The sequence below is a fragment of the Monashia sp. HAY1-11D genome, from assembly GCF_056868035.1.
This window is the reverse complement of record NZ_CP200320.1, coordinates 940,914-954,120: the sequence shown is the minus strand read 5'-3', so window position 1 is coordinate 954,120 and position 13,207 is coordinate 940,914. Positions and strand designations below refer to the sequence as shown.

General features: G+C 70.8%; 11 protein-coding genes. 3 read left to right on the top strand and 8 right to left on the bottom strand.

The window, feature by feature from the left end:
- Positions 1–57 precede the first annotated feature (57 nt).
- Both AC1VM9_RS04385 and AC1VM9_RS04380 read left to right on the top strand, forming a co-directional pair.
- A complete protein-coding gene (locus AC1VM9_RS04385; protein ID WP_481343784.1) occupies positions 58–1,416 on the top strand; it encodes a glycoside hydrolase family 172 protein in 1,359 nt (452 codons plus the stop codon).
- Positions 1,413–2,651: a glycoside hydrolase family 32 protein gene (locus AC1VM9_RS04380; RefSeq protein ID WP_483121408.1), complete on the top strand. Its 1,239-nt coding sequence runs from the start codon at positions 1,413–1,415 to the stop codon at positions 2,649–2,651. Before AC1VM9_RS04385 ends, AC1VM9_RS04380 begins: the two co-directional genes overlap by 4 nt.
- A 39-nt stretch (positions 2,652–2,690) precedes the next feature.
- Here AC1VM9_RS04380 and AC1VM9_RS04375 read toward each other — a convergent pair whose 3' ends face one another.
- The 3 genes from AC1VM9_RS04375 to AC1VM9_RS04365 all read right to left on the bottom strand — a co-directional run bounded on the left by AC1VM9_RS04375 (position 2,691) and on the right by AC1VM9_RS04365 (position 6,571).
- Positions 2,691–3,845 (bottom strand): glycosyltransferase, encoded by a 1,155-nt coding sequence (locus tag AC1VM9_RS04375; protein ID WP_483121406.1) that lies wholly within the window; start codon positions 3,843–3,845, stop codon positions 2,691–2,693.
- 125 nt (positions 3,846–3,970) lie between these two features.
- Entirely contained in the window at positions 3,971–4,966 is a 996-nt protein-coding gene (locus AC1VM9_RS04370; RefSeq protein ID WP_483121404.1) for a glycosyl hydrolase family 32, read from the bottom strand.
- Positions 4,967–5,014: 48 nt separating this feature from the next.
- Entirely contained in the window at positions 5,015–6,571 is a 1,557-nt protein-coding gene (locus AC1VM9_RS04365) for a glycoside hydrolase family 32 protein (RefSeq protein WP_483121403.1), read from the bottom strand.
- Positions 6,572–6,716: 145 nt separating this feature from the next.
- Between AC1VM9_RS04365 and AC1VM9_RS04360 the strand changes: the two genes are divergently transcribed.
- Positions 6,717–7,211: a hypothetical protein gene (locus AC1VM9_RS04360; RefSeq protein WP_483121401.1), complete on the top strand. Its 495-nt coding sequence runs from the start codon at positions 6,717–6,719 to the stop codon at positions 7,209–7,211.
- Here the strand turns inward: AC1VM9_RS04360 and AC1VM9_RS04355 are convergent.
- From AC1VM9_RS04355 to AC1VM9_RS04335, 5 genes are all read right to left on the bottom strand, one after another.
- Positions 7,181–8,767, bottom strand: coding sequence for an ABC transporter substrate-binding protein (locus AC1VM9_RS04355; protein WP_483121399.1), 1,587 nt, complete (start codon positions 8,765–8,767; stop codon positions 7,181–7,183). The genes AC1VM9_RS04360 and AC1VM9_RS04355 overlap by 31 nt on opposite strands.
- Before the next feature lie 142 nt (positions 8,768–8,909).
- Positions 8,910–9,863 (bottom strand): carbohydrate ABC transporter permease, encoded by a 954-nt coding sequence (locus AC1VM9_RS04350; RefSeq protein ID WP_481346264.1) that lies wholly within the window; start codon positions 9,861–9,863, stop codon positions 8,910–8,912.
- Complete coding sequence (locus AC1VM9_RS04345; protein ID WP_483121397.1) at positions 9,860–10,840, bottom strand: ABC transporter permease; 981 nt, start codon at positions 10,838–10,840, stop codon at positions 9,860–9,862. The genes AC1VM9_RS04350 and AC1VM9_RS04345 overlap by 4 nt, the downstream gene beginning before the upstream one ends.
- The gene (locus AC1VM9_RS04340; protein ID WP_483121395.1) at positions 10,837–11,877 is read right to left on the bottom strand and encodes a LacI family DNA-binding transcriptional regulator; all 1,041 of its coding nucleotides are present in this window, start codon (positions 11,875–11,877) and stop codon (positions 10,837–10,839) included. The genes AC1VM9_RS04345 and AC1VM9_RS04340 overlap by 4 nt, the downstream gene beginning before the upstream one ends.
- A 107-nt stretch (positions 11,878–11,984) precedes the next feature.
- On the bottom strand, positions 11,985–13,190 hold the full coding sequence (locus tag AC1VM9_RS04335; protein ID WP_483121394.1) for a LacI family DNA-binding transcriptional regulator: 1,206 nt from the start codon (positions 13,188–13,190) through the stop codon (positions 11,985–11,987).
- Positions 13,191–13,207 lie beyond the last annotated feature (17 nt).

The following is a 13,207-nucleotide window of genomic DNA, read 5'->3' as shown; positions in this document are numbered from 1 at the left end:
TCGATGCCTATCGAGCGCCGTTTCCCACGGCGGCCGACGGCTCAGGGAAGGACCACCGTGACCCAGCACCAGCCACCGGGCGGCCTGCTCGGCGACCTCACCCGGGCCCGTCGAGCCCGGACCGCTCGCGCGTCGAGCTTCGACCAGACGGGGCGCAACCAGGACAACTGGATCGTCATGCCCGGAGAGTCCAGGACTCTGGCCGACCTCGAGGGCCCCGGCTACATCACGCACATCTGGATGACCCAGTCGTGCCGCATCCAGCCCGGTCCGGGACAGATCGACCCCGCCGTCGTCGGCGTGCCGATGCTGGAGATCCACAACGCCCTCGGCGTCAGCTGGGAGGTCGTGGACCCGGACTACTACCGCAAGGTCGTCCTCAAGATGTACTGGGACGACCAGGAGACCCCCAGCGTGGTCGCACCGCTCGGGGACTTCTTCGGCCTCATGAACTCGCTGTCCGGGACGTACGACTCGCTACCGCTGTCGGTCTCGGCCAAGGAGGCGGAGCTGCACACGTTCGGTGGCTCGGCTGCCTTCAACAGCTACTTCCGGATGCCGTTCGGCACGCGCGCGAGGATCGTCGTGGAGAACCAGAACGACATCCCCTACCTCCAGTACTTCTACATCGACTACGAGCTCGTCCCCGAGCCACTGCCCGACGACACCCTGTACTTCCACGCGCACTGGCGCAGGGCGCTGCCCAACCGGGGCTGGGCGCCCGACCTGCAGGCCAACAGCATCGAGACGACCGTGGCCAACCTCGACGGCAAGGACAACTACGTCGCGCTGGAGACGGAGGGCCGCGGCCACTACGTCGGCTGCACCCTCGCCGTCCGTCACTTCCAGGGATCGTGGTGGGGTGAGGGTGACGACATGATCTTCATCGACGACGACTCGTGGCCGCCGAGCCTGCACGGCACCGGGATGGAGGACTACTTCGGTCACGCCTGGGGCATGCAGCGGAACGCCTTCCAGTTCAACGGGACCATCGTCCACGAAGAGGACGTGCCGGGCTTCCACCACAGCTACCGCTTCCACATGGTCGACCCCATCCGGTTCGACAGGCGCATCCGGGTCACCTTCGAGCACGGCCACGGCAACCACCTGTCGGACGACTGGTCCTCGACGGCCTACTGGTACCAGACGCTTCCGTCGCCGGCGCTCGACCTCCCGCCGGTGGAGCAGCGTCTGCCGCTGCGGCCCATGGATCGCGTCATCGAGACTCCGCTGCCGGAGCTGACCGACGAACAGCGTCGGGCCAGGGAGACGGCTGCGCGGCGCATGGCCGACTTCGTCGCCAGACGGGATGCACTCCGCGAGGCGCGACGCAGCCAGGTGGACGAGTGGGAGAAGAGCAACGTGGCCATCGCCCGGGCCGTCCGTGCCCGCTACGACGCAGGAGAGCAGCGATGAGGCCCCGCTTCCACTTCACCGCCGAACAGGGTTGGATCAACGACCCCCACGGCATCACGGTCCGTGACGGCCTCTACCACTCCTTCTACCAGTACGTCCCCGGGAGCACCGTGTGGGCGCCGACCTGTCACTGGGGCCATGCGGTGGGGCCGGACCTCTTGTCCCTCAAGCCCCTACCGGTCGCCATCGCGCCCGGCGACGGCGACGACGGTATCTGGACGGGCTCGCTCGTCACCGGGCCCGACGGGACGGCACGCATCTTCTACACGGCGACGACGGTGCCGGACTTCGGGATCGGCCGCATCCGGGTCGCCACGCCCACCGGTCCGGACTGGGTCTCGTGGCAGAAGGGAGGCATCGTCGTCGACGCCCCCACGGACCTCGAGCTCATCGCCTACCGAGACCCGTTCATCGTGCGTGACCCCGACGCGTGGCGCATGTTCGTCGGCGCAGGAACGGCCGACGGGACGGCCATGGCCCTCAGCTACCGCTCCGACGACCTGGAGACCTGGACCTACGAGGGTGTTGCCCTGGAGCGGTCGACGGACGAGCGGGACCCGGTCTGGCTCGGTGCCCTGTGGGAGTGCCCGCAGGTCATCGAGGTCGACGGTGTCCATGCCATGGTGTCCTCGGTGTGGGACGCCGACGTGCTGCACTACGCCGGCTATGCGCTGGGCAGCTACGGGGCGGGGCAGTTCGACGCCAAGACGTGGGGCCGTCTCACGTACGGACCCAGCTACTACGCGCCGTCCTTCTTCCGTGACGCCGACGGCCGGCCCTGCCTCCTGTTCTGGATGCGCGGGGTCGAGGATGCCGAAGCCGGCTGGGCGAGCGCCCACAGCGTCCCGTACGTCCTCGGGGTCGAGGGCGACCGGCTCACCGCGACGCCCCACCCGGACGTGGAACGGTACCGGGCCGCTGCCGTGCCGGGTGGGTTCGTCCCCGGGCTCGCGGCCGACGTCACGTGGTCACCTCGGGAGGGCGCGAGCCTGGTCGTGACCAGCGCGGGTGAGGAGGTCGTCGGCCTCCAGGTCGGTGACGGGATGCTCGTCGCTCGGGCGGGCGGACGGCGCTGGGACATGCCGTTCGCGGGCGGGGACGTCCGTGTGCTCCTGGACGCCCAGACGATCGAGATCGCCTGCCCCAGTGGGGTGCTGGGTCTGGTCTCCGAACCGCGAGGTGAGTCCTTGCACGTGGTCGGCGACGACACGACGGTCTATCCGCTCGTCCGCTGAGAGCGGGCCCGGGCACCATATGCACCCCGGTCGCCGCCCCTACCACGCTGACGAACGGGCCCAGGCCGTGAGCTCGTCGACCACGGCGTCGGGGTGGGGGAGGGCCTCGATCGCGGTGCGCAGCCGCGCCGCTGCCTCCCGGTACGACGCGTCGTGCAGCAGCGTGCGCAGCGCGGCGGCGACCGTCGCGCTGTGTGTCTCGTCCGGCGACAGGGAGAGCCCGGCGCCGGTGGCGACCAGGCTGGCCGCGTTGAGCGGTTGGTCGGTGCTCTGGGGCAGGCACAGCTGGGGCAGCCCGAAGCAGAGCGCTCCGAGCATCGTGCCGGCGCCGGCGTGGGAGACGACGGCCGAGCAGGAGGGCAGCACATCCGCCTGCGGCAGGAACGGGTACACGAGGGCAGACCTCGGGAGCGGGCCGATCGCCTCCGGGTCGAGGCCGGGTCCCGTCGTCGTCACGACGTTGACCGCGACGTCCTCGGCCGCGTCCAGCACGGCTCGGAACACGTCGAGGGCTTGGTTCATGACCGTGCCGAGGGTGAGGTAGACCGTGTCCGGGTACGGCAGGGCGGCGATCGCCCCGGCGACCGAGCCGTCCCCAGGCGGCCCGGCCCAGGGGCGCAGCGAACGAACGTCGTTCCAGGCCACCTGACCTCGTGTCCGCATGCCGGGGGGACAGATGTCCAGGTAGGGCGCCGCGAACACCCGTTCCCCCGGATCGACGCCCATGGCCCTGCCCAGCGTCGAGCCGATGACGCGGATCATGTCCTCGTTCACGGCGAGCATGGGTCCGTAGCCGTGGGTGACCTGAGCCGTCCCGGTGTCGGCGGCCACCGCCGCAGCGCCCAGCTCGAGCGGGTCGTGCACGACGAGGTCCGGCATCCAGGTCGCGAAGAACGCCGCCAGGTCACGTGCCCGCACCACGCCGGCCGCCCCGAAGAGGTGCTCTCCTGCGAAGGCGGTCTGCTCCGAGGCCGGCAGTCGGCTGATCAGCACGTCGCTCGGCAGGCGGGAGTAGGACTCGGCCGCAGTGGGACCCGCGGTCACGGTCGCCACGCCGAGGCTCGACGCGTATGGCACGAGGTCGGGCCCGGTCGCCACGACCACGTCGTGACCGGCCCGCTGCGCCGCACCGACGAGCGGCACCATCGGCAACAGGTGCCCGTACCCGGGCCACGCGCTGAACAGGATCCGCATGCGCTCTCTCCACGTCGACCAGCCCCCGTGCACAGCCTTCGCCACGAGCAGCACCAGCGCAAGCGACGCGTGCAACGCCCGATGCCCTCTCCGGCTGCTTCGGTGCGCCGGGTGGCCGGCCCTCGCTAGCGCAACAGGGTGCAGGCCGCCTGCACCACGCTCTCCGGCGACTGTCGGAGCCTCAAGGATCCGTCCGGCAGGACGTCGATCGGGACAGGGTCGCTGAGACCACCGACGAACCGGCCGTCGCCGTCGAACTGGAGGAAGGCCAGCAGCGCAGGGCCACCGGTCATCGGGTCGGTGACGATCTTTCCCGCGTAGAGCGAGCCCGCCTCGTCGGCGGCGAAGAGGTCGTCCGACTCGGGGGCGAACGGGCCGGTGGGGCTGTCGCCCACGAAGTAGTGCGTGCCGGTCACGGCACCGACCCGTGCCTGTCGCTCCGCGCTCGTGCAGTCCGCATAGGCACAGCAGACGAGGCGCTGCCGGCCGCCGACCTCGACCACCTGCGGAACCTCCAGATGGCCCCAGTCGCCGAGCGGTGTGACGGGCCCGATCGGCGTCCAGGTGCGGAGGTCGTTCGAGCGCAGCAGCGCCACGACACCCCGGGCATCGGCCGGGCCCGTCGGCACGCGTGCCGTCACGAGCATCGCCCAACCGCCGTGCTCGGGGTCGGCGAAGACGCACGGGTCGCGCCAGCAGAGATCCGGCCAGACCGACGGGTCCAGCTGCTCGAACATGTCCGGGGCGTCGAGGACGAAGCCGGGATCCTTGGTCCAGGACGCGAGGTCGGTGCTGTGGGCGCGGCCGATCCGCTGCCGCAGGCCGTCGCTGTCGGTACCGATGCCGGTGTAGAACATCCACCAGCGGTCACCGTCGGGCACGACGCTGCCGGTCCACGTGGCGAGGTCGTCCCACGCCCCGGGTGCGCCCGGAGCGAGCGCGTCCTCGAGGACGGTCCACTCGCGCAGGTCGCGGGAGACCGCGTGGCCGATCGTGGCGTTGCGGTGCCGCAGGTCGGGGTCGCCGAGCGCCCGCGGCGCCTTGAGGAAGTAGAGGTGGGTGTCCGGGCCGTCAACGGCGGTCCAGAAGTCCCAGGTCCAGTGGTCGTCGAGCAGCAGCACGTGAGCAGTCCCGTCAGTGGGCGGTGGGCAAGGGCAGGGAGAAGGTGGTCAGTCCACCGGTTCGGCCGGTGGCGTGAGGTCGGCACGACCGAGGCGCCAGGCCCGGACGCTCCAGTCCGCAGCCTCCGGTGGGAGCACGACCCGCAGTCGAGCGCCAGCCGGCGGTCGCACCCGGGTTGTGAGGGCGGCCCGGTCGCCGAGGTACGCCTCGAGCATCGACCCGTCGAGGAAGACCCGCAGCCGCAGGCGCTCGTCCGCGCGGGGCGCCACGGCACCGTCGCACTCGGTCGGGCTCCACGTGTCGTATGCCCGGGCGTCGGGCCGCTGCACCTGGAAGAGGCCTGTACCGCAGTCGAACCCGACCGATGCATGCAGCTCGTCGTGGCCGTGCACGATGTCGACCCGTAACGTGCCGGCCACCGCGGCGCACCGGACGTCGAGCTCGAGCGGGGCCACCGACAGCTCCGCGACGGCGCCGGGCGCCGTGACCGTCTCGCCGGCCGGATCTCTTCCGGCCGGTTCCTCCGAAACCGCACTGCCACCGTCGACGTCGAGGATCGCGTCCTCGCGCAGCGTCGCCAGCTCACGCAGAGGGGCGACGCGCAGCGTGTCGTCGGCGCCGAGCGAGAGCTCGAGGGGCAGCCCGGCGTTGTGGGCCCAGCCGACCTCCGCCTGCTCGGCGGCCGTGCGGCCGTCCTGGGTGATCGACCACAGGAAGGTGCGCCCGTCGGACAGGACGTTGCCGCTCGGGCCGGTGAAGTGGCGGCCGACGTCGAGGCGCCGAGGGTCGGGGTGCCACGGCCGGAAAGAGCGGGTGCCGGCATGCCAGTCACCGAGCCAGTGGACGACCTCGACGACGCGCCCTTCGGGCACCGTCTCCCACCACGGGCACACGAGGAGCACGTGGGCCGTCCGCCCGGAGGGGGAGGAGACGGGGAGCAGCACGGGCAGCTCCCACATCTGCCCGACCTCCGGATGACGCGCCTCGTCACCGACGAGCAGCGGTCCCACCTCGCGCCACGTCTCGCCGTCGCGCGACTCGAACAGCAGCGCCGTGCCACCCCGGCCGACGACCCCGGCACCGACGAGCATGAACCAGAGGTCTCCCTCACGCCAGACGAAGGGGTCGCGGAACTGGCCGGGCACGAGGGCCTTGCTCGTCGGCATGCGCAGCACGGGCTCGGCGTCAGCCACCCACGAGGTGGCTGCGCCCAGGCCCCGCGGGCGCGCCACGGCGACCGACTGGTCCGGGCTGCAGCGGACGTCACCTGCGGTGAAGAAGAGCATCGGTCGGCCCGAGTCGTCGAGGACGCTGCCACCGCTCCAGACGCCGTCGGGCGCCACCGGGGTGTCCACCGGCGAGAGGGCCGGCGGCAGGTGTCGCCAGTGCACGAGGTCGGTGCTGACCGCGTGTCCCCACTCGATGCCGCCCCAGTGCGCGCCGGTGCGGTTGGACTGGAAGAAGAGGTGGTGCAGACGCCCGACCTGGATCGGCGCGTGCGGCTCGTTCATCCAGTGCGCCGGCGGCAGGAAGTGGAAGGTGGGCCGGTAGGGGTCCGTCCGACGCCAGCGGGCGAGCCTCTGCCACGACGTCGACCGGCGCATGGTCGGCAGGACCGTCGTCGTGCAGGGCTGCCGACGCGCTGGCGCGGTCGCGATGGCCCGCCAGCCCCACCGCCCCGACCACGCCGGTCACGCTCTCCCCCGCGAGGAGGGTCCCGCCGGAGGTTGTGTCGCAGAGGGCGGTGTCGTGACGACCCCCGACCAGGACGTCCCCGGGCGCCGGGAGCGAGGCGCCGGGGAGCCGCACCGACCCCACCAGCAGCCCGTCGACGTGCAGGCCGACCTCGTCGTCCCCGACGACGAGACCGAAGCGGTGCCAGTCGCCCAGCCGCACGGGCTCTGCGGCGGTCACGGTGTCCACCCGTCCCGGCACTGCCCTCGTGCGCACCTCGACGCAGGGGCGGCCCGAGCGGTCGAGCCCCAGGACGACACGCCCACCCCCGTCCTTGCCGCCACCGTCCTCGGACCAGCTCACCAGACCCGAGACGCCGCCGGTGACCGAGCCGAGGGAGACGGCCGCGTAGTCCAGCGTGAGGACGACGACCGACGCGCAGACCGCAGCATCGTCCGCGAGGAGGTCGGCCAGGCGGGACGTGCGCCCGCCCCCGACGAGGTGGCGCCGGCGGAGACCCGCCGGCGCCTGCACGCTCGTCACCGGCTGTTCTTCTTGTTGCGGTCGTAGGCGGCCTGGTAGATCGAGACGAGCTCGTCGATGCCGGCCTGCTTGAGCGACGCGACGTAGCCGTCCCAGTCCTGCTCGATCCCGCCGCGGACGATCCAGGCGGCCCGCTTCTCGTCGACGATGGCCTTGACGTCCGTCCCGATCTGGCCGATGCGGGCGAGCTCGTCCTGGGTGAAGAAGACGAGAGGGTAGGACTGCTTCTCTGCATAGGGCAGGTAGATCTGCTGAAGGTCCTTGGCGCGCTGGGCCGCCCGCGGCTCAGGAGCGACGACCGACTGGAAGTCCTCCTTGAGGACCACGTGGGGGCCGTTCGGGGCGATCTTCTGGCGGCGCTCGCCGGCGTCCTCGCCCGCCTTGAGCGGGGTGGCGACGAGCACGCCGGATGAGTCCTTCTGCAGGCCCTCGCCGATCGGACCCCACGCGACCTGGGCCGACATGACCGGGTCGTAGAGGCGGTCGACCCAGCGCATCGTCGCCTCGGGGTACTTGTCGGCCCGGGTGATCGCGAACGCGTTGCGGCTGTAGTCGACGTTGTTGGAGCGTCCGACCAGCTTGCCGGCCGGTCCCTGGAGCGGGCCCATGAGGGCGTAGTCCTTGGTCCGGTCGGGCCCGACCACCTCCTCGGTCTCCCACCACACGTACGAGCCGAGGACCTCGGGGTTCGTCTTGCCCTTGGCCAGGTACTGCTTGTCGTTCTGGGTGAAGGACTCGGGGTCGATGAGCCCCTCGGAGTACCACTGGTGCAGCTTCGCGATCGCGTCGCGGTACTCGGGCTGGATCGCCGTGTAGATGACCTTGTCGTCGCGCACGATCCGGTGGTCGACGTTGTCCGGCATGCCGGACAACGCGGCGAAGAGGTCGCCGACGTCTGCGCACCACCAGTTGTTCATGAAGCTGAGCGGGATCTCGTCGGCCTTGCCGTTGCCGTTCGGGTCCTTGGTGTGGAAGGCGGTCAGCACGTCGTGGTACTGCTCGATGGTCTGCGGCATCGACAGGCCGAGCTTCTTGAGCCAGGTCGTGTTGATCGACCAGAAGAACGGGACGGATCCCAGGTCGAGCTCTTCCGCGCTGGGCAGCGCATAGATGTGGCCGTCGGCTGCCGTGACGGCCGCCTTGAGGGCCGGTCGCCGCTCGAAGACCTTCTTGAGGTTGGGGGCGTACTTGTCGATCAGGCCTTCCAGTGGGATGAGGGTGCCGTTCGAGCCGTAGGTCATGATGTCGGAGTCGCTCAGCTCCGAGTTGTAGAACGCATCGGGCAGGTCGCCGCTGGCGAGGATGAGGTTCTTCTTCTCCTTGTACGCGTCGAGGGGCAGGTTCTGCCACCTGATCGCGACGTTCGTGTCCTTCTGCCACTGCTTGACGAGGCTCATGGCGGGCAGGTCGGCGAGCGGGGCCTTGCTGCCGGTGAAGGTGAGCGTGATCGGCTGGGTGACGATCGGCAGGCCGGTGGTCCTGAAGCCGGTGCCGGCCTGACCGTCTGCGGCGTCCGAGGATGCCGAGCAGCCGGCCGCGAGCGAGAGGCTCAGGGCGGCGACCACGGCGAGGGTCTTCTTCATGGGTACTCCTTGGCGCGGGACCGAACGGCAGCGCCGTCGGTGCGTTCGGTGGTTGTGCTGGGGTGGTGCGGCGGTGCGGGTGGAGCGGTCTTTCCGAGGTCCGGAGGAAGGTCGAGCGGCAGTGCGTTATACGTATGACCGCTCAGGCCTTGAGCGCGCCGGAGACGCCACCGCGGTTGAGGTAGCGCTGGGCGAACGGGGACACGACGAGCAGGGGAAGGGTGGAGACGACGACCATGGCGTACTTGACGAGCTCGCCGACCCGCTGCGCCTCGGCGTAGGAGGCCAGGTCGGAGGTCAGGTTGCCCTGGGCCGCGACCTCGGAGCGGATGAGGATGTTGCGCAGCACCAGCTGCAGCGGGTACCTCGTGTCGTCACCGAGGAAGATCAAGGCGTCGAAGAACGCGTTCCAGTTCCACACGAGGTGGATGAGGACCATGACGCCCACGAGCGGCTTCGACAGCGGCAGGACGATGGAGAAGAAGTGCCGGAACTCCGATGCCCCGTCGAGCTGCGAGGCCTCCCGCAGCTCCTCGGGCAGGGCCGACCGGAAGTACGTGCGAGCGATCATGACGTTCCACACGGCCAGTGCGTTCGGCAGCACCATCGCCCACACCGAGTCGAGCAGGCCCAGGTCCTTGACCACGAGGTAGCGCGGGATCATGCCGCCGTCGAAGAACATCGTCGTCATGAAGAGAACCGTGAGCAGCCGTCGCCAGGGCAGGTCCCGCCGGGCGAGGACGTACCCGCTGGTCAGCACGAGCGAGCAGCTGACGACCGTGGCGAGCGTCGTGTAGAGCACCGAGTTGCCGATGCCGCGCCACACCGTGGCGTCGGACAGCAGACGCGTGTAGCCGTCCGTCGTGAACCCCTGCGGCAGCAGCCAGACCGCACCGGCGTTGACCGCGTCGGGGTCGCTCAACGAGGCGACGAGGATGAACCACAGCGGGTACAGGATCGCGACCACCGCTCCGCCGAGGACGAGGCCGGCCACGACGGTGTAGGTGCGCTCACCCGCCGACCGCCGACGGGTGCGGGGATGCCTCGGGCCCACGGCCCGTGGACGCGACAGGGAGGGGGCGGTGCGGGCGCTCACTGCCCGGCTCCCCGCTGGAGGCGGGAGACGACCCGCGCGAAGGTGAGCAGGAGGGCGAGGTTGAGCAGCGAGTTGAACAATCCGATGGCGGCGCTGTAGCTGAACTGCGCCTGCTGGAGGCCGGCCTGGTAGATGTAGGTCTGGATGATCTGGGAGGTCTCGAGGTTGAGGGGCGTCTTCATGAGGAGGGCCTTCTCGTAGCTGACGTTCATGAGGTTGCCGACCGCCAGGAGGAACATCACGGCGATGGTCGGCGCGATGCCGGGCAGGTCGACGTGACGCAGGCGTTGCCACGTGTTGGCGCCGTCGACCCGGGCGGCGTCGTGCAGGGCCGGGTCGACGCTCGCGAGCGCGGCGAGGTAGATCACCATCTGGAAGCCGGACTCCTGCCAGACGGTCGTGCCGACGAAGATCGGCCGGAACCACTCGGGCGATCCCATGAAGAGGATGCGCTGTCCGCCGAGGAGCTCGATCGCGTTGTTCACCAAGCCGGTTCGTGGCGACAGCAGCAGATAGAGCATGCCGACCACGACGACGGTCGAGATGAAGGTCGGCGAGTAGAGGACCGCCTGGACGACCGAACGCAGCCGCCCGTCCGGCAGCTGGTTGAGCATGAGGGCGAGGATGATCGGCACCGGGAAGGCGACGACGAGGTTGGTCACCGCGAGACCCAGCGTGTTCTCGAGCAGGGTCGCGAACTGCGGTGAGGTGAAGAACCGGTGGAAGTGCTGGAGGCCGGCCCACGGACTGCCCGCGAACCCGTCGAACGGGTTGAAGTTGCGGAACGCGATCTGGACGCCGTACATCGGCCAGAACTTGAAGAGCGCGAGGTAGACGAGCGCAGGGGCGAGGAGCGCGTACAGCTGCCACCGGGCCGCCATCCGCGTCGCGAGCGACGGGCCGGTCGTGGGTGCAGGGGCCTGCGGCCCCGCGCCCGGTGCCTCCTGCTTCGGTCGCCGGAGCGTGAGGGCGGTCATGACGCGGGCACCGGGCGGCCGACCGACCCGCGGGACACGAGCGGGCAGTGCAGCAGCTCGACGGTGGGGTCGGTGTCACCCGAGAGCAGGCGAGCGACGCCGCGCCGCCCCATCTCGGCGAACGGCAGCTCCATCGAGGTGAGGCCTGGGCGCAGGTGTGGCGCGATGACCGGCATGTTGTCGAAGCCGACCACCGAGACGTCCGTGCCGACCTTGAGGCCGAGCTCGCCGGCGGCCAGGTAGGCACCCCAGGCGGTGCGGTCGTTACCGCAGAAGATCGCGCTGGGCCGGCGCTTGCGCCGGAGCAGCTGGGTGGCGAGCCGGTGACCGGCCACGGCGTCACCGTCGCCGTACTTGACGAGGGTCCGGTCGACGCGCAGGCCCGCCTCGGTGAGGGCGTCCACGTAGCCACGTTCGCGCTCGACGACCGCCGGCAGCATCGACTCGGCCGGAGCGATGTTGATGAAGGCCACGCGCTCGTGACCGTGCTCGACGAGGTGTCGGGTGGCCTCGAGTCCGCCGGTGTACTCGTCGGGCGCGACCGCGGGGAGCGAGCCGTCGTCCGCCGTGCCGTTGACGACGACGGTCGGCACCTCGCGCAGCAGCGGCGGGATCTTGAGGCGGCGGTTGTACATCGACGCGTAGACGATGCCGTCGACCTGGCGTGACAGGAGCGAGTCGATGGCGCGCTCCTCGATGAGGGGGTCACCGCCGGTGTTGATGATGAGCATGAGGTGCCCGTCGACCCATGCCTGGTCCTGCGCACCCTCGACCAGGTCACCGGCGAACGGCTCGCTCGCGACGGTGTCACCGACGAAGCCGATGAGGCGCGACTGGCCTTCTCGGAGCGACTTGGCGGCCGAGTTCACCCGGTAGCCAAGGCGGTCCACCGCGTCGAGCACCCGCTGACGGGTCTCGGCCGAGACGCGCGAGCCGGCGGCGTCGTTGAGGACCAGGCTCACCGCAGCCTGGCTGACGCCCGCCTCCCGTGCGACGTCCTTCATCGTCGGGCCGCCCCGACCGCCGGTTCGCGCCATCGCGAACTCCTAACCGTTATACGTTTAACTCGGTCGCCGGCGAATCTAGCCGCGCCGGCTGGTGCCGGTCAAGGGGTCTGTCGTCCTTGCGCATGCCGGTCGTCGCGTCAGGGCACCAGTCGACGCGTGGTTCCGCGACCGTGCGGGGGTGGGCCGACGGAATCCCGCGACACGAGGGGGCACTCGAGCAGGACCGGTTCAGAGCGTCGCTCACCGTCGAGGAGCATGCGGACCGCCTCGTGGCCCATGGCCCGGTAGGGGAGGGCGACCGTGCTGAGGCGCGGGCGCATGTGGTCGGCGATCTCGACGCGGTTGTCGAAGCCGATGACGCTGACGTCCCCGGGGATTGCCAGGCCGAGCTCGCGCAGGGCGTCGTAGGCGCCCATGGCCATCCAGTCGTTGCCGCAGAAGATCGCGGTCGGCGGGTCGTCGAGGCGAAGCAGCTCCGTGGCGGCAAGGGAGGCCGACTCCTGCCACCAGTCGCCGGGGCGCACGAGCTGCTCGTCGAAGTCCACGCCTGCGGCCTCGAGAGCTGCGCGGTAGCCCTCGAGCCGTCCGGCCGAGGCGGGGAAGGTGTCGGGTCCGTTGATGAACCCGATGCGCCGGTGCCCGGCGTCCAGGAGGGTCTGGGTGGCGAGCCGCCCACCCTGCACCTCGTCGGGCAGCACCGTGGGCAGGGGTCGACGGGGGACGTCGGCGCCGGCATCCGGGTCGACGGTGGTCGGAGCCGGCGGTGCCTCCACGAAGCAGTCGACGAGCACGACGGGAAGGTCACCGAGGCCGGGCGGTAGCTCGACCTGGCGGTGGTAGTCGGTGGCGAGGATGAGCCCGTCGGCGCGCCACTGGCGCAGCCGGGCGACGGCGTCGACCGCGGCGGCCTGCTCGCCCTCGGTGTCGATGACGAGCAACGTCTGCCCGCGCTCGAAGGCGGCGTCCTGTGCGCCCTTGATGATCGCCACGGCATACGGCGTCGTCGCGATCTCGCTCGTGACCAGGCCGACGATGTTGCTGTGCCCACCACGCAGGCTGCGCGCCACGGCGTCGGGCTGGAACCCGAGGCGGGCGGCGGCGTCCCAGACCCGCTGTCGGGTCTCCTCCGGGATCGCCACGCCCTCGACGTCGTTGAGCACGAGCGAGACCGTCGTCCTCGACACGCCGGCGAGATCGGCGACGTCGCGCTGTCGCGGACGGCGGACGACCGCGCCGGTCGCGCCGGTCGCGCCGGTCGCGCCGGCGCCGGTTCGGGGGGTCGAGGTGTCCGTGGCAGGCCGCGTGATCCGGCCGGGGGAGTCGCTCTGGGGCACGGTCGTCACCATCCCATCGTCCGACG